Below are 17125 nucleotides of genomic sequence, written 5' to 3' on the forward strand. Positions count from 1 at the left end.
CAGCCCCGGGCGACCGGGGTTGTTCTTCAGAACAGAAAATAACGCTGCGCCATCGGCAGGGACTCCGCTGGCTCGCACCAGAGCAGTACACCGTCAGCCTTGACCTGATAGGTCTGCGGATCGACGTCGATAGTCGGCAGGTAATCGTTGTGGATCAAGTCGGTTTTCTGCACGTCGCGACAACCTTTGACCACGGCGATTTTCTTCTTCAGGCCCAACGCTTCGGGCAGTCCCGATTCCTGTGCTGCCTGGCTGATGAAGGTCAGGCTGGTGGCGTGCAGCGAGCCACCGTAACTGGCAAACATCGGACGGTAATGCACCGGTTGCGGGGTCGGGATCGAGGCGTTGGCGTCGCCCATCAGGCTCGCGGCGATGGCGCCGCCCTTGAGGATCAGCGTCGGCTTCACGCCGAAAAAGGCCGGGCGCCAGAGCACCAGATCCGCCCACTTGCCGACTTCCACCGAACCCACTTCATGGCTGATGCCGTGGGTGATCGCCGGGTTGATCGTGTACTTGGCGATGTAGCGTTTGGCGCGGAAGTTGTCGTTGCCTTCGCCGTCCTGCGGCAGCGGGCCACGCTGTTTTTTCATCTTGTCGGCGGTCTGCCAGGTGCGCGTGATGACTTCGCCGACGCGGCCCATGGCCTGACTGTCGGAGCTGATCATCGAGAATGCGCCGAGGTCGTGGAGGATGTCTTCGGCGGCAATCGTTTCGCGGCGGATACGGCTTTCGGCGAACGCCACGTCTTCGGCAATGCTCGGGTCGAGGTGGTGGCAGACCATCAGCATGTCGAGGTGTTCGTCGATGGTGTTGCGGGTAAACGGCCGAGTTGGATTGGTCGAACTCGGCAGCACGTTGGCGAAACCACAGGCCTTGATGATGTCCGGCGCATGGCCGCCACCGGCACCTTCGGTGTGATAGGTGTGGATGGTGCGGCCCTTGAATGCACCGAGAGTGGTTTCGACGAAACCGGACTCGTTGAGGGTGTCGGTGTGGATCGCCACCTGCACATCGTACTGGTCGGCGACGCTCAGGCAGTTGTCGATGCTCGCCGGGGTGGTGCCCCAGTCTTCGTGCAACTTGAGGCCGATGGCGCCGGCCTTGACCTGTTCGATCAATGGCTCTGGCAGGCTGGCGTTGCCCTTGCCGGTGAGGCCAATGTTCATCGGGAACGCGTCGGCAGCCTGGAGCATCCGCGCCAGATGCCACGGCCCCGAAGTGCAGGTCGTTGCATTGGTACCGGTGGCCGGGCCGGTGCCGCCGCCGATCATGGTGGTGACGCCGCTCATCAGCGCTTCTTCGATCTGCTGCGGGCAGATGAAGTGGATGTGGGTGTCGATGCCGCCGGCGGTAAGGATCATGCCTTCGCCGGCGATCACTTCGCTGCTGGCGCCGATGGCGATGGTCACGCCGGGCTGCACGTCCGGGTTGCCGGCCTTGCCGATGGCGGCGATGCGCCCGTCCTTGAGGCCGACGTCAGCCTTGACGATGCCCCAGTGGTCGATGATCAGCGCGTTGGTGATGACGGTGTCGACCACCTCGGCCGCCAGCAACTGGCTCTGGCCCTGGCCGTCGCGGATCACTTTGCCGCCGCCGAATTTCACTTCTTCGCCGTAGGTGGTGAAGTCCTGTTCGACCTCGATCCACAGCTCGGTGTCGGCCAGGCGCACCTTGTCGCCGACGGTGGGGCCGAACATGTCGGCGTAGGCTTGTCTGGAAATCTTCATCTGGCGTCCTTCAGGAAAATAGCGGTGAGCCATCGACCCTCACCCTAACCCTCTCCCGGAGGGAGAGGGGACTGATCGCGGTGGGGCAGTTATCGGTGGTTGGCTCCCTCTCCCCTGGGAGAGGGCTGGGGTGAGGGCTGCGGTACACGCGGACTCAGAGGTCACCCATGACCCGCCCGGCAAACCCGAACACCCGCCGGTGTCCGGCGTAATCCACCAGTTCCACCTCGCGGCTCTGGCCCGGTTCGAAGCGCACGGCGGTGCCTGCCGGGATGTTCAGGCGCATGCCGCGACTGGCGGCGCGGTCGAAGGTCAGGGCGTCGTTGGTTTCGAAAAAATGGTAGTGCGAGCCGACCTGGATCGGCCGGTCTCCGCTGTTCGCCACCTTCAGGCTGACGGTGCGGCGACCGACGTTGAGTTCGATGTCGCCGGGCTGGATCCGGTATTCGCCGGGAATCATCAGTTCGCTCCTTGCAGGACTTTGTAATAGAGGGCCGTCGGGCGATAGGTGCCACTCGGGTCGCAGGCGTAGTCGGGGATTTCCCCGGCGCGGGTGTAACCCAGGGCCTTGTAGAAATCTTCGGCAGGGGAGCCGGCCTCGGTGTCGAGGTAAAGCATGCCGCGCTTGTACTGGCGGGCCGTCAGCTCCAGCGCTTCCATCAATTGCTGACCGAGGCCGCGCCGCCGGGCGTGTTCGCGCACCAGCAATTTCTGCACCTCGGCACGGTTCAGGCCGTTGGCTTTCTGGCACAGGCTCAACTGGACGCTGGCCTGCACCTGTTCGTCCTTGACCACCACCCACAGCAAGACGCTGCCCTTGTTCAGGTTGTCCTGCACTTCATCGAAATAGGCACGGGCCTGCGCGGCATCGAGGTCGGCCATGAAGCCGACGCTGGCGCCATACCCCACGGCGTCGAGCAGCAGGTCGATCAGGCCCTGACGATAGTGCGCAAAACTTTCAGCATTGACGCGTCGCAGTTGGGCGGGGTTCATCGGTGTCACTCCTTGTTGGCGGGCGGTGGCTCCGCGCCAGGATTGAGGGTCAGTTGCATGAAGGTCAGGTCGAGCCAGCGGCCGAACTTGGTGCCGACTTGCGGCATCTGCCCGGTGGTGATGAAACCGGCACGCTCGTGCAGGCGGATCGACGCCGCGTTGCCGCTTTCGATGGCGGCGACCATGACGTGCTTGCCACAGGTTTTCGCGCGTTCGATCAGCGCGGTCATCAGTTGCGGGCCGAGGCCGTTGCCGCGCTGGTCGCTGCGCACGTAGACCGAGTGCTCGACGGTGTGGCGGAAACCGTCGAACGGTCGCCAGTCACCGAACGAAGCGTAGCCGAAGGTGGTGTTGTCGGCGTCGACGATCACCAGGATCGGATACCCCTGGGCCTGGCGCGCGCTGAACCACGCCTGACGGTTGCCGAGGTCGACGGCGGATTCATTCCAGATCGCCGTGGTGTTGAGCACGGCGTCGTTGTAAATGTCGCGGATCGCCGGCAGGTCGGCGTGCAGTGCATCGCGGATGGTGTAAGTCATGGCGCGGCCTCAGACGATCGGTTGGTGGACGGTGACCAGTTTGGTGCCGTCGGGAAACGTCGCTTCGACCTGGATCTCCGGGATCATTTCCGGGATGCCTTCCATCACCTGATCGCGGGTCAGCAGGGTGGTGCCGTAGTGCATCAGCTCGGCCACGGTCTGGCCGTCACGGGCACCTTCGAGCAGCGCCGCCGAGATGTAGGCCATGGCTTCCGGGTAGTTGAGCTTCACGCCACGGGCCAGTCGCCGCTCGGCAACGAGGCCGGCGGTGAAGATCAGCAGCTTGTCTTTTTCGCGTGGGGTCAGGTCCATCGTTTTAAATCCATTTGGGCAGTTTGTGTGGTTCTTGTGGTGAGTGGGGTGTCAGTCAGACCCAGCCCTCACCCTAGCCCTCTCCCGGGGGGAGAGGGGACAGATCGCTGTCGTTTGCAATGGCCAGTTCAGTCAGCAACATTTTTGAGTTAAAAAATTTCTTTTCAGGGCACCTCGGTCAGGCTCCCTCTCCCTCCGGGAGAGGGCGGGGGGTGAGGGCTGGTTTTCAGGTGTTCCATATTCTTGGCGGTACTGCCTCGCGTCCCATCAATTTCGGCCGCAACAATCGCCACAACTCAATAAGCCACGCCCGCGCCAGCAACGCTTCACTGGCCAGGCAACGGGCGACCAAAAGACCGGGCAATTGCGTCAGATCCCCGCGCACTTCGTGCTCCAGCGAGCGGCAGCGCTCCAGCAATTCAGCGTCGACTTCACCGGTGACCAGCAACGTCGCAAACACCGGATTGCCATCCAGCCCGATCGGCGAATCCAGCAAGCCGTCATCACCGACGATGCGCTGACGCTCATGCCACAACAACCGGCCATCACGGCGAATATCCAGATGCGCCTGGAAATGCCCGAGGTCGAAACGCTCGCCACTGGCCGGACGACCGAGCGCCACCACGTCCCAGTAAAACAGCCGCGCATCGCCTTCAAGGTCGATCGAGGTCGTGAGTTCAGCCTGGGCGGCGCTGTAGACGATGGTTTCCTGGGGCAGCCATTCCAGTGTCGCGCCATCAGCGACATGCAGGTTGAGCGACTGATAAGCGGGCCCCGCCGCGCGATACCACTTGGCCGCGCCGGGGCTGGTGATCTGTGCCCAGGCGCCCTGTTCGACGCGGGCGCTGATGTCGAGCCGGTCACCGCCGGCAATCCCGCCCGGCGGGTGGACGATAATGTGCTGGCAGACCTCGGGCCCTTCGGCGTACAGGTGCTTTTGCACCCGCAGCGGGCCGAGGTGCCGGCGTCGGGTCGGTCGTGTGCAATCGCCGAAGCGGGCGTAGGCCAGCTCAAGCTCGGCGTGCCAGCTCGGGGTAAACAGGGCAGTCGCTAAAGGTAAGTTCATGTTTTCTGATTATCGTTAGGACGCTACAGGTTAGATCGTAACCAGGCCGCGCACACCCTCGCTTTCCATATTTTCTCCACGGCCCTGCTGCACGATCTCGCCCCGGGACATCACCAGGTACTGATCGGCCAGCTCGGCGGCGAAATCGTAGAACTGCTCCACCAGCAGAATCGCCATGTCGCCACGGGCGGCGAGCTTCTTGATCACCGCGCCGATTTCCTTGATCACCGACGGCTGGATGCCTTCGGTGGGCTCGTCGAGGATCAGCAGTCGTGGACGGCTGGCCAGCGCGCGGCCGATGGCGAGTTGTTGCTGCTGACCGCCGGACAAGTCACCACCGCGCCGCTGTTTCATTTGCAGCAGCACCGGGAACAACTCGTAGATGAACGCCGGAACCTCTTTGGCCTGGCTGCCGGGAAAACGCGACAGGCCCATCAGCAGGTTCTCTTCCACGGTCAGCCGGCCGAAAATCTCCCGGCCCTGCGGCACGTAGGCGATCCCGGCGTGTACCCGTTGATGCGGCTTGAACGTGGTGATCGGTTGGCCTTCCCAGTTCACCGCGCCTTCCTTGGCCGGCAACAGGCCCATCAGGCATTTGAGCAGCGTGGTCTTGCCCACGCCGTTACGGCCGAGCAGGCAGGTCACTTCGCCGACCTTCACGTCAAAGCTCAGGCCACGCAGGATGTGGCTTCCGCCGTAATACTGGTGCAGCTTGTCGACTTGCAGCATTTCCAGATCTCCTCAAATCCCCCTGTGGGAGCGGGCTTGCTCGCGAATGCGGTGGATCAGTCGCCATCAACTTTGAATGACACACCGCATTCGCGAGCAAGCCCGCTCCCACATTGGAAAGGTGTTTGCAGTTTCAGCGGCCGAGATAGACTTCGATCACGCGCTCGTTGTCCTGCACCTGTTCCAGCGACCCCTCGGCCAGCACGCTGCCCTGATGCAGCACGGTGACATGGTCGGCAATCGAGCCGACGAAGCCCATGTCGTGTTCCACCACCATCAGCGAATGTTTGCCGGCGAGCGACTTGAACAGCTCGGCGGTGAACTCGGTTTCGGCGTCGGTCATGCCCGCCACCGGTTCATCGAGCAACAGCAATTGCGGGTCCTGCATCAGCAACATGCCGATTTCCAGAAACTGTTTCTGCCCGTGGGACAGCAACCCCGCCGGGCGATTGACCGAGGTGGTCAGGCGAATGGTGTCGAGCACTTCGCTGATCCGGTCTTTCTGCTCGCCGCTCAACCGCGCCCGCAGACTGGCCCACACCGACTTGTCGGTTTTCTGCGCCAGCTCCAGGTTCTCGAACACGCTCAACGCTTCGAACACCGTCGGTTTCTGGAACTTGCGACCGATGCCGGCCTGGGCGATCTGCACTTCGCTCATCTGCGTCAGGTCGAGGGTTTCGCCGAACCACGCCTTGCCATGGCTCGGGCGGGTCTTGCCGGTAATCACGTCCATCAGCGTGGTCTTGCCCGCGCCGTTGGGGCCGATGATGCAACGCAGTTCGCCGACGCCGATGTACAGGTTCAGATTGTTCAGCGCCCGGAAGCCGTCGAAGCTGACGCTGATGTCTTCCAGGGTCAGGATCGTGCCGTGACGGGTGTCGAGGCCCGGACCGACGCGTTGTCCGAGGCCGATCGAGTCGCGGCTGGTGCCTTCGTCCTTGTTGGGCTCCACCGGGAAAAAGGCCGGTTCCAGCATGAATTCAGCGCTCGCCGTGACTCTCATGATTCACCTCGTTTCTTCAGCAGACCGATCACGCCTTTGGGCAGGTACAACGTCACGACGATGAACAGCGCGCCGAGGAAGAACAGCCAGTATTCGGGGAAGGCCACGGTGAACCAGCTCTTCATGCCGTTGACCACACCGGCGCCGAGCAGCGGGCCGATCAGGGTGCCGCGCCCGCCGAGGGCCACCCACACGGCGGCTTCGATCGAGTTGGTCGGCGACATTTCGCTGGGGTTGATGATCCCCACCTGCGGCACGTACAGCGCACCGGCCAGACCACACAACACCGCGCTCAACACCCAGACGAACAGCTTGAAGCCGCGCGGATCGTAGCCGCAGAACATCAAACGGTTTTCCGCATCGCGCAACGCCGTCAGCACCCGGCCGAACTTGCTGCGGGCCAGTCGCCAACCGATGAACAGGCTCGCCACCAGCAGCAATACCGTCGCCAGAAACAGCACTGCACGAGTGCCGGGTTCGGTGATGCCGAAACCGAGGATCGTGCGGAAATTGGTGAAACCGTTGTTGCCGCCGAAGCCGGTCTCGTTGCGGAAAAACAGCAGCATCCCGGCGAAGGTCAGGGCCTGGGTCATGATCGAGAAATACACGCCCTTGATCCGTGAACGGAACGCGAAGAAACCGAACACCAGCGCCAGCAAGCCCGGCGCCAGCACCACCAGGCACATCGCCCAGAGGAAGCTGCCGGTGCCGCTCCAGTACCACGGCAACTCGGTCCACGACAGGAAGGTCATGAACGCCGGCAGACCATCACCGGCGGCCTGACGCATCAGGTACATGCCCATCGCGTAACCGCCGAGGGCGAAGAACAGACCGTGGCCCAGCGACAAGAGACCTGCGTACCCCCAGACCAGATCCAGTGCCAGGGCGACGATGGCGTAGCAGAGAATCTTGCCGACCAGTGTCAGGGTGTAGGCCGAAACGTGCAGCGCACTGTTCGCCGGCAACAGCGACAGCAGCGGCAGGGCGATCAGCAAGGCGAGAACCACCGCGCCTACAGCGAGGGTGACTTTCGGACCGGCCTTTTGTGTGGCCGTGACAAGCAGAGGCTGGTTCATCAGTCGATCACCCGTCCTTTCAGTGCGAAGAGGCCTTGCGGACGTTTCTGGATGAACAGAATGATCAGCGCGAGGATCAGGATCTTGCCGAGCACCGCACCGATCTGCGGTTCGAGAATCTTGTTGGCAATGCCCAGGCCGAACGCGGCGAACACGCTGCCGGCCAGTTGGCCGACGCCGCCGAGCACCACCACCAGGAACGAGTCGATGATGTAGCTCTGGCCGAGGTCCGGGCCGACGTTGCCGATCTGACTCAGCGCCACGCCACCGAGCCCGGCGATGCCCGAGCCGAGGCCAAAGGCGAGCATGTCGACCCGCCCGGTCGGCACGCCGCAGCAGGCTGCCATGTTGCGGTTCTGGGTAACGGCGCGTACGTTCAGACCGAGGCGGGTCTTGTTCAGCAGCAGCCAGGTCAGCACCACCACGAACAACGCAAAGGCGATGATCACGATGCGGTTGTACGGCAGCACCAGATTCGGCAACACCTGAATCCCGCCGGACAGCCACGCGGGGTTCGCCACTTCAACGTTCTGCGCACCGAACACCAGACGCACCAACTGGATCAGCATCAGGCTGATGCCCCAGGTGGCGAGCAGGGTTTCCAGTGGCCGACCGTAGAGGTGACGAATCACCGTGCGCTCCAGGGCCATGCCGATGGCGGCCGTGACGAAGAACGCCACGGGCAGCGCGATCAGCGGATAGAACTCGATGGCCTGCGGGGCGTAGCGCTGGAACATCAACTGCACGACGTAGGTCGAGTAGGCGCCGAGCATCAGCATTTCGCCGTGGGCCATGTTGATCACGCCGAGCAAGCCGAAAGTGATCGCCAGCCCCAGGGCTGCGAGCAACAGAATCGAACCGAGGGACATGCCGCTGAACGCCTGACCGAGCAGTTCGCCAACCAGCAATTTGCGTTTGACCTGGGCGAGGCTGGTTTCAGCAGCGGTGCGCACGTTGGCGTCGGCTTCGACGCCGGGTTCGAGCAGGTTTTCAAGTCGGGTGCGAGCCAATGGGTCGCCGGTTTCACCGAGCAGACGCACGGCCGCGAGGCGCACCGCCGGGTCAGTGTCGACCAGTTGCAGGTTGGCCAGCGCCAGGCTCAGGGCGGCGTGGACGTTTTCATCTTGTTCGCCAGCCAGTTGCTGGTCGAGGAATTTCAGCTGCGCCGGTTTGGCGCTTTTCTGCAATTGCTGCGCGGCGCTCAGACGGGTTTTGGCGTCGGCGGCGAGCAATTGGTGGCTGGCCAGTGCGGTGTCGATCAGACCCCGCAGGCGGTTGTTCAGGCGCAGGGTTTTGGGTTGGCCGTCGACGGTCAGCTCGCCTTGTTGCAGGGCGTTGATCAGTTCGACACGCGCCGGATCGGGCTGCGCGGCCCAGGCTTCCAGCAGTTTGGCCTGTTGCGTCGGGTTGGCGGCGACGAAGTCTTCGGCGTCGCTGGCGTGGGTCATCATGGGCAGCAGGAGCAAGAGGGCCAGGATGACGCGGTAAAAGGCAGTGGGCATGGGTGGTGCTTCCTGTGTTGCGGTGGCCGATGGAGCGGTGTCCGACTGCGAAATCCAGCCCTCACCCTAGCCCTCTCCCGGAGGGAGAGGGGACTGACCGAGTTGTCTGTTCATCAAGCATCGACCTGAAAAAACAGAGTCGAACTCAGGCTTTGAAAACGATGGAGATCTGCTCCCTTTCCCCCTCTCCCTGAGGGAGAGGGCTGGGGTGAGGGGGAAGGTCTCAAGTCCGCCTCAAGGTCTGAATCCGCCTCAGTTGCTCTTCACCGCATAATCCGGCTTCTTGTCATTACCCGGAATGAACGGGCTCCAAGGCTGTGCCCGAATCGGCCCCTCGGTCTGCCACACCACGTTGAACTGACCGTCGGCCTGGATCTCGCCGATCATCACCGGTTTGTGCAGGTGGTGGTTGGTCTTGTCCATGGTCAGGGTGTAGCCGGACGGCGCGGCGAAGGTCTGGCCGCCGAGGGCTTCGCGGACCTTGTCGACGTCGGTGGATTTGGCTTTCTCCGCCGCCTGCGCCCACATGTGGATACCGACGTAGGTGGCTTCCATCGGGTCGTTGGTCACCGCTTTGTCGGCGCCTGGCAGGTTGTGTTTCTTCGCGTAGGCTTTCCAGTCGGCGACGAATTTCTTGTTCACCGGGTTCTCCACCGACTCGAAGTAGTTCCATGCCGCGAGGTTGCCCACCAGCGGCTTGGTGTCGATGCCGCGCAGTTCTTCTTCACCCACCGAGAACGCCACCACCGGTACGTCGGTCGCCTTCAGGCCCTGGTTGGCCAGCTCTTTGTAGAACGGCACGTTGGAGTCGCCATTCACGGTGGAGATCACAGCGGTCTTGCCGCCGGCCGAGAATTTTTTGATGTTGGCGACGATGGTTTGATAGTCGCTGTGGCCGAACGGGGTGTAGACCTCTTCGATGTCTTTATCCGCGACGCCTTTGGAATGCAGGAACGAACGCAGGATCTTGTTGGTGGTGCGCGGGTAGACGTAGTCGGTGCCGAGCAGGAAGTAGCGCTTGGCGCCGCCACCTTCTTCGCTCATCAGGTATTCAACCGCCGGGATCGCTTGCTGGTTCGGCGCGGCGCCGGTGTAGAACACGTTCGGCGACATCTCTTCGCCTTCATATTGCACCGGGTAGAACAGCAGGCCGTTGAGTTCTTCGAACACAGGCAGCACCGATTTACGCGACACCGAAGTCCAGCAGCCGAACACCACCGCGACCTTGTCCTGGGTCAGCAACTGCCGGCCTTTCTCTGCGAACAGCGGCCAGTTCGACGCCGGGTCGACCACTACCGGTTCAAGCATCTTGCCGTTCACGCCGCCCTTGGCGTTGATCTCGTCGATGGTCATCAACGCCATGTCCTTGAGCGATGTTTCGGAGATCGCCATGGTGCCGGACAACGAATGCAGAATTCCGACCTTGATGGTCTCGGCGGCCTGTACCGTCCAGGTCATGCCCATCGCGGCAATCGATGCCGTGAGTGTGAAAGCCTTGATCAAACTGCGACGCTTCATTGTGCGATCTCCATGAACGTTAAAGTTTTTTATGGTTGGCAGATGCGAACGACTGAAGGGTGTTTTGCAAGGGCTGTGCCCGGTCGTGTTTGAGCAGGGAAATGTCGGTTTAGAGCGGTTGCGCGCAAAGTCCGCGCACCATCGGAGGACGTGTTGCATGCAAAGGTGCAGCGGGGTGCGCCAGAATGGGGCGCGCCCCGAGGAGTCAGCGACGGCGCATCAGGCCGATGAAGAACAGCCCGCCGAGGGCCGCGGTGGCGACGCCGATGGGCAGGTCTTCGGGAGCGATCAGCGTGCGTGCGGCGACGTCGACCCAGACGAGGAATACGCTGCCGAGCAACACGCACACCGGCAGCAGACGCCGGTGCTCTGCACCGATCAGACGCCGGGCAATGTGCGGCACCATCAGCCCGACAAAGCCGATGGAACCACTGATCGACACCAGTACCCCGGTCATCAACGAAGCAATCACGAACACCCGCAGACGCACCGCCCGGGCATTCAGGCCGAGGGTGACGGCGGTCTGTTCGCCGGCCATCAAGGCGTTCAGCGGACGGGCCATGCCGATCAGCAGAATCAGTCCGAGCAACACGCTGAGCGCCGGCACCGCCAACAATTCCCAGCGCGCCAGACCGAGTCCGCCGAGCATCCAGAACATCACCGCCGAGCTGGCGCGATGATCGCCCATGAACAGCAGCAGGTTGGCGATCGCCATCATCACGAACGACACGGCCACGCCGCACAGCAGCAGACGATCACTGTCCAGCCGACCCTGACGGTTGGCGATGCCCAGCACCAGAAACATGCTCAACAATGCGCCGATGAATGCGGCGATCGGCAAGGTCAGCAGGCCGACGATTTCACCGACGTGCAGCACCACGATCACTGCACCGAGCGTGGCGCCGGAGGTGACGCCGAGCAGGTGCGGATCGGCCAGCGGATTGCGCGTCACCGCTTGCAGTACCGCACCGATCAACGCCAGCCCGGCGCCCACCAATGCACCGAGCAACATGCGCGGCACGCGGATCAGCCAGACGATGTGCTCCTGGCCGGCGCTCCAGTCCGGCACGCCGAGACCGAACAGTTTGTGCAACAAGATCCGCCACACCACGTCCACCGGCACCCGCGCCGGGCCGAAGCCCAGCGACACCACGCACGACACCAGCAGCACGGCACCGAGGGCGATCAGCAGCAGCGCATAGCGACGATCGATCATTCGCCGTGGAACCCTTTGGCCAGGGTTTCAACTGCGAGCACGTTGTCGATCCCCGGCGTGGCCTGCACGTAAGGGATGACGATGAAGCGCTGGTTCTTGATCGCGTCCACCGATTGCAGTGCCTTGTTCTTCAGCAGGAATTCAATCTTCTGCTCGGCGGTAATTTCGCTGTAGTCGACGATCACGATCACCTGCGGATTGCGCTCGACCACGGTTTCCCAGTTGACCCGGGTCCAGCTCGCTTCGACGTCATCGAGCACGTTGCGTCCGCCGGCCGCGTCGATCAGCGCCTGCGGCATGCCGAGGCGGCCGGAGGTCATGGCGCGGTCTTCGCCGCTGTCGTACAGGAACACCCGTGGTTTTTCAGCGGGCAGGTTTTTGCGGATTTCCGCGACCTGACTTTGCATGTCGGCGATCAGCGCGTTGGCGCGGTCCTGCACGTCGAAAATCTTTCCGAGGTTGCGCAGATCGTTGTAAGTGTCGTCCAGCGTGGCGGCCGGGCGCTTCATCACGAAGGCGCAGGATTCGGTCAGTTCATAGACGTTGATGCCCAGCGGTTGCAGGGTCTGCGGCGTGAGATCACCGCCGACGCGCATGCCGTAATCCCAGCCGGCGAAGAAGAAATCGACGTTGGCGTTGAGCAGGGTTTCCACCGACGGGTACTTGGCTGCCAGTTCCGGCAGACCGTCGAGCAGGCTCTGCATTTCAGGCGTTACCGATTTCCAGCCACTGACGCCGCTGTAACCGGCCATCTTCGACTTGAGGCCGAGGGCGAGCATCATCTGGGTCATATTGATGTCGTGACTGACCGCGTGTTTCGGCGCTTGCTCGAAGGTCACTTCGCGGTTGCAGCTCTGGATCGTCAGCGGGTACTTCGTGGCCTCGGCAAAGGCTTGAGTGGTGCCCAGCAACAGAGCGAGGCAAAGCAGGGAGCGCACAGTCATGGTCGGGTTATCCAGGTGATTCGCGGGTAGCCGTGGAGGGGGTGGGAATCGATCAGTGCTTCGACGCCGAACACGTCGCGCAGCAGTTCGACGGTCAGGACTTGTTGCGGGGTGCCGCTGGCGACGATGCGACCGTGGTTGATCACATACAAACGGTCGCAGAACGCGGCGGCCAGGTTCAGGTCGTGGATGCTCGCCAACGTGCCGATCTGCAAACGCTTGACCAGTTGCAGCAGTTCCAGCTGATAGCGCGGGTCGAGGTGGTTGGTCGGCTCGTCGAGGATCAGCAGTTGCGGCTGCTGGGTCAGGGCGCGGGCCAGAATCACACGCTGTTTTTCACCGCCGGACAGGGTGGCGAACGCGTGGTCTTCGAAGCCGTCGAGGCCCACGGATTTGAGGGCCTGGGTGGCAAGCTGGCGGTCTTCCAGTGTGTCGCCATCGAACAGACCCTTGTGCGGCGTACGGCCCATGGCGACCACTTCTTCGACCGTCAGGCCGAAGGCGTCGGGGAATTCCTGCAGCACCACGGCGATGCGTTGCGCACACCAGCGTGAAGATTGTTTCCAGACGTTGTGGTGGTCGAGTTTGACCTCACCACGTTCCGGCTGGCTGAAGCGGTAGGCGCAGCGCAACAGGCTGGTCTTGCCGCTGCCATTGGGCCCGATCAGCCCGACGAACTCACCGGCGGCCACTTGCAGCGAGGCGTCACGCAGCTGGAACTGGTGATGGCAGTGGCCGTGGCCCAGGGGTGTCCAGGCGAGATCGGTGAGGGACAGTGAGGTCATTTCGTTCCTGTTCTAGAAGGTGTAGTCAGCCGTGACAAAGAACGAACGAGGCTCACCCAGAATCCACTGCTGCCCCTCATTGTATTGGCTTTGTGCATACGTCCGGTCAAACAGATTGTTCACCTGCAACCCCAGCGTGGTGTTGCGCAGGGCTTTCCACGACAGCGTCGCATCGACCACGGTGTAACTCGGCAGCTCGTTGCGGTTGGCCATGTCGGCGTAGCGCGCATCGACATAACGCACACCGGCGCCGGCTTTCAGATCATCGGTCAGCGCCTTGCTCAGCCACAGATTGGCAGTGCGACGTGGCACGTCCACCGGGCGATTGCCATTACGCGACACCGGCACGCCGCCGATCACTTCTTCGAAGTCGTCGTACTTGGCCTTCACGATTGCGGCGTTGGCCTGCAGTTGCCAGGCGTTCGGCAGTTGCAGATCGAGGCTGGCCTCCAGGCCGTTCGACGATTGCTGGCCGACCTGTTGCTTGAGCGTCGGGTTGCCCGGGTCGTCAGTCAGCAGCTTCTTCTTCACGATGCGATATGCCGCCAACGTGAACTCGCCGCGCTGATCCCAGAACAGCTGCTTCAGGCCGATCTCGGTTTGCCGCGCGGTGGACAGGTCGTATTGCTGCTGACTCGGGCTCAGGGAAATCAGGCCGCCGACGCCGTCGGTGCTAGTGGCGACCTGGCCGTAGAACGAGGTGTCCTGCGTCAGCGCGAACACCAGCCCGGCCTTCCAGTTGTTGCCGGTCAGGGTCTTGTCGCTCTGGCTGCCGTCGACCAGGTTGTTGCGATCCACGTGCACGTAGTCGCGGCGCACACCGGTCACCAGCGACCAGCGCTCGCTCAGTTGCGTGCGGTTTTCGGCGAACACCGACATCTGTCTGGTGGTGCTGTCGAACTGATCGCGATACGGATCGGCGCTCTCGAAATAACCGGTCTGCGGGTGATAGCGATCCAGCGGCTGGCCGTTCGGCAATACGTCGTTGAACGGCGAGTTGCTGTCGAGCTGGAAGCGGATGCGGTTGTAGTCGACGCCGGTCACGGTCTGGCTGTCGAGGCCGAACAGCGAGTGCTTGAAGGTGAAGGTCTGGCGGTCGCCGACCTGTTCCTGTTTGTGGCCAATGCCGAAGTAACCACTGCGGCTGAGCTGTTGGCTTGCGATATCGAAGTTGTAGTTCTCGGCGTTCTGCCAGCGGCGTTGGGCCTTGAGGTAATACAGCTCGTTGCTGGCGCTGACCGCGTTGTTGATCTGCCAATCGGTGGTCAGGCGCGTCCATTGATCGTTGTAGTGCTGCTTGTCGTCGCGCACGTTGTAGTTCTTGTTGCGCAGGCTGTCTTTCAACTGGCCGTTGATCAGCGGTGTGCCGAAGTCGTTCTGCGGGCGCTGATCGCCGTAATCGTGGGCAAGGGTGAAGGTCAGGTCGTCAGTGGCCTGCCAGCGCAGGGCGGCGCTGATGAAGTCGCTGGACGAGTCGCCGCGATCAACCCAGCCGTTGCTGCGCAGGCGATTGAGGTTGAGGCGATAGCTCAGGGTGTCGGTCAGCGAACCGCCGCTGTCGAACGCCTGCTGCTGGCTGTCGAACGAGCCGTAGCCGACCCGCACATGGTTTTCGATTTCGCCTGCGAACGGCTTCTTCGGGATCACGTTGACCACCGCGCCGGTCGCGCCTTCGCCGTACAGCACCGAGGCCGGGCCGCGCAGCACGTCGACGCGCTCCACTGACCAGGTGTCGACCGGGAAGGTCACGGTGCCCATGCCGGTGTACAGGCGGTTGCCGTCATACAACTGCATCACCGAACCCTGTCCGGTAAAACCCCGGGCCTGCAACGAAGTGCCGCCATCGCCCGGCGTGCCGGTGCGGCTGATGCCGGTGCTGCGCGACACCGCGTCCTGCACGCTGCGGTCGCCACGGGTGCGGACTTGTTCGCCGCTCAGGCTTTCGACACTGGCCGGGGTTTCCATCGCGCTGAGGTTCAGGCGCGAACCGGCACTGGTCGGCGTGGTCAGGCTGACGGTCTGGTCGTCATTGGCCAGGGCGGTGATGGTGCCGGTGGGCAGCGTCAGCGGGGCGTTGTCGGCGTGGGCGCTGTTGTTCAAGGCGAACAGACAGAGGCTGGACAAGAGGTACTTGTTCATCGGGGCGGTGAATCACTTCTTCAAAAGAAAAGCCCGCAGCCTCATGACAGTGCATGGCTGCGGGCAGAGCAGCAAATTTGCGTTATACAGTAACACTAAAAATTGCCGGAGTTTAAGCCCCGGCAGTTTAAAGGTCTGTCTGGATCGCGCATCTCGCCTGTTTCATGATGAAGTTGAGGCAGATTCAGTTTGTCGGCCCAGGCGCGACAGCAGCAGCCGATCCAGCAACCACACCACCACCAGCGAAGCCCCCACCAGCGGAAACACCACCGCCAGCACCAGCATGATCGCCACGCCGGTTTTCCACTTCGGCAGATCGTGGCGCAGCGGCGGCACGCCGAATTTGCCCTGGGGCCGACGCTTCCACCAGATCACCACGCCGCTGACGGCGCTGAGCAGGATCATCAGGCAGATCAGCAACACGATGATCTGGTTGAAGGTGCCGAACATCTTGCCTTCGTGGAGCATCACGCCGATCTCGGTGGCCCGGGCAACCGCGCCGTACTGCTCGAAACGCACGTCGGCCAACACCTTGCCGGTGTACTGATCGACATGCAGGGTCGCGTCGTTGCGCGGGTCGTCGGCGAACACCGCAATGGTGAACACACCGGTGGAAGTGGTCGGCAGGGTGATGCTGTAACCCGGCTCGACCTTGCGCTCGATGGCGATGTTCTGCACATCCTGCAGGCGGATACTCGGCGCGGCGGGACCGTGTTGCATGCCGCCGTGGGCCATGTGTTCGGCGTGGTCACCGGACATCGGCATCGGCGTGTTTTCCATCGCCCACGGCACGGTCTGGCGCGCGGCGTTGTTCAGGCTGCCGGCCTCGACGTCGGAGGTCGGCACGTTGTTCCACATCGCCGCCGGGAACACATTCCACACCTGGGCGTACTGCTTGCCCCAGAAGCCGGTCCAGGTCATGCCGCTGAGCAGCATCACCAGCAGCAGTGCCGCGCCCCAGAACCCGGTGACCGCGTGAAGGTCACGCCACAGCACGCGACCGCGACTGTTCAGGCGTGGCCACAGAATCCCCGCTGCCTGACCTCGCGGCCACCACAGGAAAACCCCGGACACCACCAGCACCACGCCCCACCCGGCGGCCAGTTCGATCAGCCGGTCACCGACGGTGCCGATCATCAGTTCGCCGTGGATCGCCCGGGCGAGCGCCTGCAGGTTCTGCTTGGCATCCTGCTCGCCGAGGATGTCGCCGTGGTACGGATCAACGAACACGTTCAGCTCATGGCCGGCATTCTTCACCACGAATTGCGCACTGCGCTCGGCGTTCGCCGGTGGCAGGTACTGGGTGACCTGGCCTTGTGGATAAGCGCTTCTGACCTTTTGCAGCAGGTCGTCGGCCGGCACCGTGTGATGCCCGGCGGGGACGTTCAGCAGGCTGCTGTACATCAGCGAATCGAGCTGCGGCTTGAACAGGTAAATGATGCCGGTCAGGGCCAGCATCACCATGAAAGGCGCGACGAACAATCCGGCATAAAAATGCCAACGCCAGGCCAGGTTGTAGAAATTCGGTTTGGGCTGTTTCATCACGTGTGCTCCGCTTGGCTTGGATCTTCTCGTT

16 protein-coding genes are annotated in these 17125 nt (G+C 62.7%); all 16 read right to left on the bottom strand.

All coding sequences use genetic code 11. The features are described from left to right. Positions 1 to 26: 26 nt before the first annotated feature. On the bottom strand, positions 27 to 1727 hold the full coding sequence (gene ureC / locus ACSPX5_RS26730; RefSeq protein WP_439820570.1) for an urease subunit alpha: 1701 nt from the start codon (positions 1725 to 1727) through the stop codon (positions 27 to 29). A gap of 154 nt (positions 1728 to 1881) precedes the next feature. Continuing rightward, on the bottom strand, positions 1882 to 2187 hold the full coding sequence (locus ACSPX5_RS26735; RefSeq protein WP_064593167.1) for an urease subunit beta: 306 nt from the start codon (positions 2185 to 2187) through the stop codon (positions 1882 to 1884). After that, entirely contained in the window at positions 2187 to 2720 is a 534-nt protein-coding gene (locus ACSPX5_RS26740) for a GNAT family N-acetyltransferase (protein WP_169428656.1), read from the bottom strand. Before ACSPX5_RS26740 ends, ACSPX5_RS26735 begins: the two co-directional genes overlap by 1 nt. 5 nt (positions 2721 to 2725) lie before the next feature. Continuing rightward, complete coding sequence (locus ACSPX5_RS26745) at positions 2726 to 3259, bottom strand: GNAT family N-acetyltransferase (RefSeq protein WP_169428657.1); 534 nt, start codon at positions 3257 to 3259, stop codon at positions 2726 to 2728. 9 nt (positions 3260 to 3268) lie between these two features. Continuing rightward, positions 3269 to 3571 (bottom strand): urease subunit gamma, encoded by a 303-nt coding sequence (gene ureA / locus ACSPX5_RS26750; protein WP_039766748.1) that lies wholly within the window; start codon positions 3569 to 3571, stop codon positions 3269 to 3271. Between the two features lie 226 nt (positions 3572 to 3797). Continuing rightward, positions 3798 to 4637, bottom strand: coding sequence for an urease accessory protein UreD (locus ACSPX5_RS26755; protein ID WP_439820571.1), 840 nt, complete (start codon positions 4635 to 4637; stop codon positions 3798 to 3800). Positions 4638 to 4667: 30 nt separating this feature from the next. Beyond that, positions 4668 to 5366, bottom strand: a complete 699-nt coding sequence (urtE, locus tag ACSPX5_RS26760) for an urea ABC transporter ATP-binding subunit UrtE (RefSeq protein ID WP_323161485.1) — start codon at positions 5364 to 5366, stop codon at positions 4668 to 4670. 133 nt (positions 5367 to 5499) lie between these two features. Further along, positions 5500 to 6369 (bottom strand): urea ABC transporter ATP-binding protein UrtD, encoded by an 870-nt coding sequence (gene urtD, locus ACSPX5_RS26765; RefSeq protein ID WP_085746541.1) that lies wholly within the window; start codon positions 6367 to 6369, stop codon positions 5500 to 5502. After that, positions 6366 to 7445, bottom strand: coding sequence for an urea ABC transporter permease subunit UrtC (gene urtC, locus ACSPX5_RS26770; RefSeq protein ID WP_439820572.1), 1080 nt, complete (start codon positions 7443 to 7445; stop codon positions 6366 to 6368). The genes urtD and urtC overlap by 4 nt, the downstream gene beginning before the upstream one ends. Further along, positions 7445 to 8947 (bottom strand): urea ABC transporter permease subunit UrtB, encoded by a 1503-nt coding sequence (gene urtB, locus ACSPX5_RS26775; RefSeq protein ID WP_439820573.1) that lies wholly within the window; start codon positions 8945 to 8947, stop codon positions 7445 to 7447. The genes urtC and urtB overlap by 1 nt, the downstream gene beginning before the upstream one ends. Before the next feature lie 252 nt (positions 8948 to 9199). Further along, positions 9200 to 10465 (bottom strand): urea ABC transporter substrate-binding protein, encoded by a 1266-nt coding sequence (urtA, locus tag ACSPX5_RS26780; protein WP_207865633.1) that lies wholly within the window; start codon positions 10463 to 10465, stop codon positions 9200 to 9202. 205 nt (positions 10466 to 10670) lie between these two features. After that, positions 10671 to 11681: a FecCD family ABC transporter permease gene (locus ACSPX5_RS26785; RefSeq protein WP_129973478.1), complete on the bottom strand. Its 1011-nt coding sequence runs from the start codon at positions 11679 to 11681 to the stop codon at positions 10671 to 10673. Next, complete coding sequence (locus ACSPX5_RS26790) at positions 11678 to 12625, bottom strand: ABC transporter substrate-binding protein (protein WP_207865635.1); 948 nt, start codon at positions 12623 to 12625, stop codon at positions 11678 to 11680. The genes ACSPX5_RS26785 and ACSPX5_RS26790 overlap by 4 nt, the downstream gene beginning before the upstream one ends. Next, entirely contained in the window at positions 12622 to 13410 is a 789-nt protein-coding gene (locus ACSPX5_RS26795) for an ABC transporter ATP-binding protein (protein ID WP_169428665.1), read from the bottom strand. Before ACSPX5_RS26795 ends, ACSPX5_RS26790 begins: the two co-directional genes overlap by 4 nt. Before the next feature lie 12 nt (positions 13411 to 13422). Continuing rightward, the gene (locus ACSPX5_RS26800; protein WP_439820574.1) at positions 13423 to 15549 is read right to left on the bottom strand and encodes a TonB-dependent receptor; all 2127 of its coding nucleotides are present in this window, start codon (positions 15547 to 15549) and stop codon (positions 13423 to 13425) included. Positions 15550 to 15711: 162 nt separating this feature from the next. After that, entirely contained in the window at positions 15712 to 17091 is a 1380-nt protein-coding gene (locus ACSPX5_RS26805) for a PepSY-associated TM helix domain-containing protein (RefSeq protein ID WP_439820575.1), read from the bottom strand. Positions 17092 to 17125: the final 34 nt, after the last annotated feature.

Origin of the sequence: Pseudomonas sp. HLG18, assembly GCF_051903985.1 — a bacterium.
GTDB classification, from domain to species: Bacteria; Pseudomonadota; Gammaproteobacteria; order Pseudomonadales; family Pseudomonadaceae; genus Aquipseudomonas; species Aquipseudomonas fluorescens_BT.

What these genes read in the sequence shown, in the direction of transcription:
- ACSPX5_RS26740 (WP_169428656.1), bottom strand. Translation starts at nt 2,720, where the DNA reads ATGAACCCCGCCCAACTGCGACGCGTCAATGCTGAAAGTTTTGCGCAC.
- ACSPX5_RS26805 (WP_439820575.1), bottom strand. Translation starts at nt 17,091, where the DNA reads ATGAAACAGCCCAAACCGAATTTCTACAACCTGGCCTGGCGTTGGCAT.
- ACSPX5_RS26785 (WP_129973478.1), bottom strand. Translation starts at nt 11,681, where the DNA reads ATGATCGATCGTCGCTATGCGCTGCTGCTGATCGCCCTCGGTGCCGTG.
- ACSPX5_RS26745 (WP_169428657.1), bottom strand. Translation starts at nt 3,259, where the DNA reads ATGACTTACACCATCCGCGATGCACTGCACGCCGACCTGCCGGCGATC.
- urtA (WP_207865633.1), bottom strand. Translation starts at nt 10,465, where the DNA reads ATGAAGCGTCGCAGTTTGATCAAGGCTTTCACACTCACGGCATCGATT.
- urtB (WP_439820573.1), bottom strand. Translation starts at nt 8,947, where the DNA reads ATGCCCACTGCCTTTTACCGCGTCATCCTGGCCCTCTTGCTCCTGCTG.
- ACSPX5_RS26755 (WP_439820571.1), bottom strand. Translation starts at nt 4,637, where the DNA reads ATGAACTTACCTTTAGCGACTGCCCTGTTTACCCCGAGCTGGCACGCC.
- ureA (WP_039766748.1), bottom strand. Translation starts at nt 3,571, where the DNA reads ATGGACCTGACCCCACGCGAAAAAGACAAGCTGCTGATCTTCACCGCC.
- urtC (WP_439820572.1), bottom strand. Translation starts at nt 7,445, where the DNA reads ATGAACCAGCCTCTGCTTGTCACGGCCACACAAAAGGCCGGTCCGAAA.
- urtD (WP_085746541.1), bottom strand. Translation starts at nt 6,369, where the DNA reads ATGAGAGTCACGGCGAGCGCTGAATTCATGCTGGAACCGGCCTTTTTC.
- ACSPX5_RS26795 (WP_169428665.1), bottom strand. Translation starts at nt 13,410, where the DNA reads ATGACCTCACTGTCCCTCACCGATCTCGCCTGGACACCCCTGGGCCAC.
- ureC (WP_439820570.1), bottom strand. Translation starts at nt 1,727, where the DNA reads ATGAAGATTTCCAGACAAGCCTACGCCGACATGTTCGGCCCCACCGTC.
- ACSPX5_RS26735 (WP_064593167.1), bottom strand. Translation starts at nt 2,187, where the DNA reads ATGATTCCCGGCGAATACCGGATCCAGCCCGGCGACATCGAACTCAAC.
- ACSPX5_RS26790 (WP_207865635.1), bottom strand. Translation starts at nt 12,625, where the DNA reads ATGACTGTGCGCTCCCTGCTTTGCCTCGCTCTGTTGCTGGGCACCACT.
- urtE (WP_323161485.1), bottom strand. Translation starts at nt 5,366, where the DNA reads ATGCTGCAAGTCGACAAGCTGCACCAGTATTACGGCGGAAGCCACATC.
- ACSPX5_RS26800 (WP_439820574.1), bottom strand. Translation starts at nt 15,549, where the DNA reads ATGAACAAGTACCTCTTGTCCAGCCTCTGTCTGTTCGCCTTGAACAAC.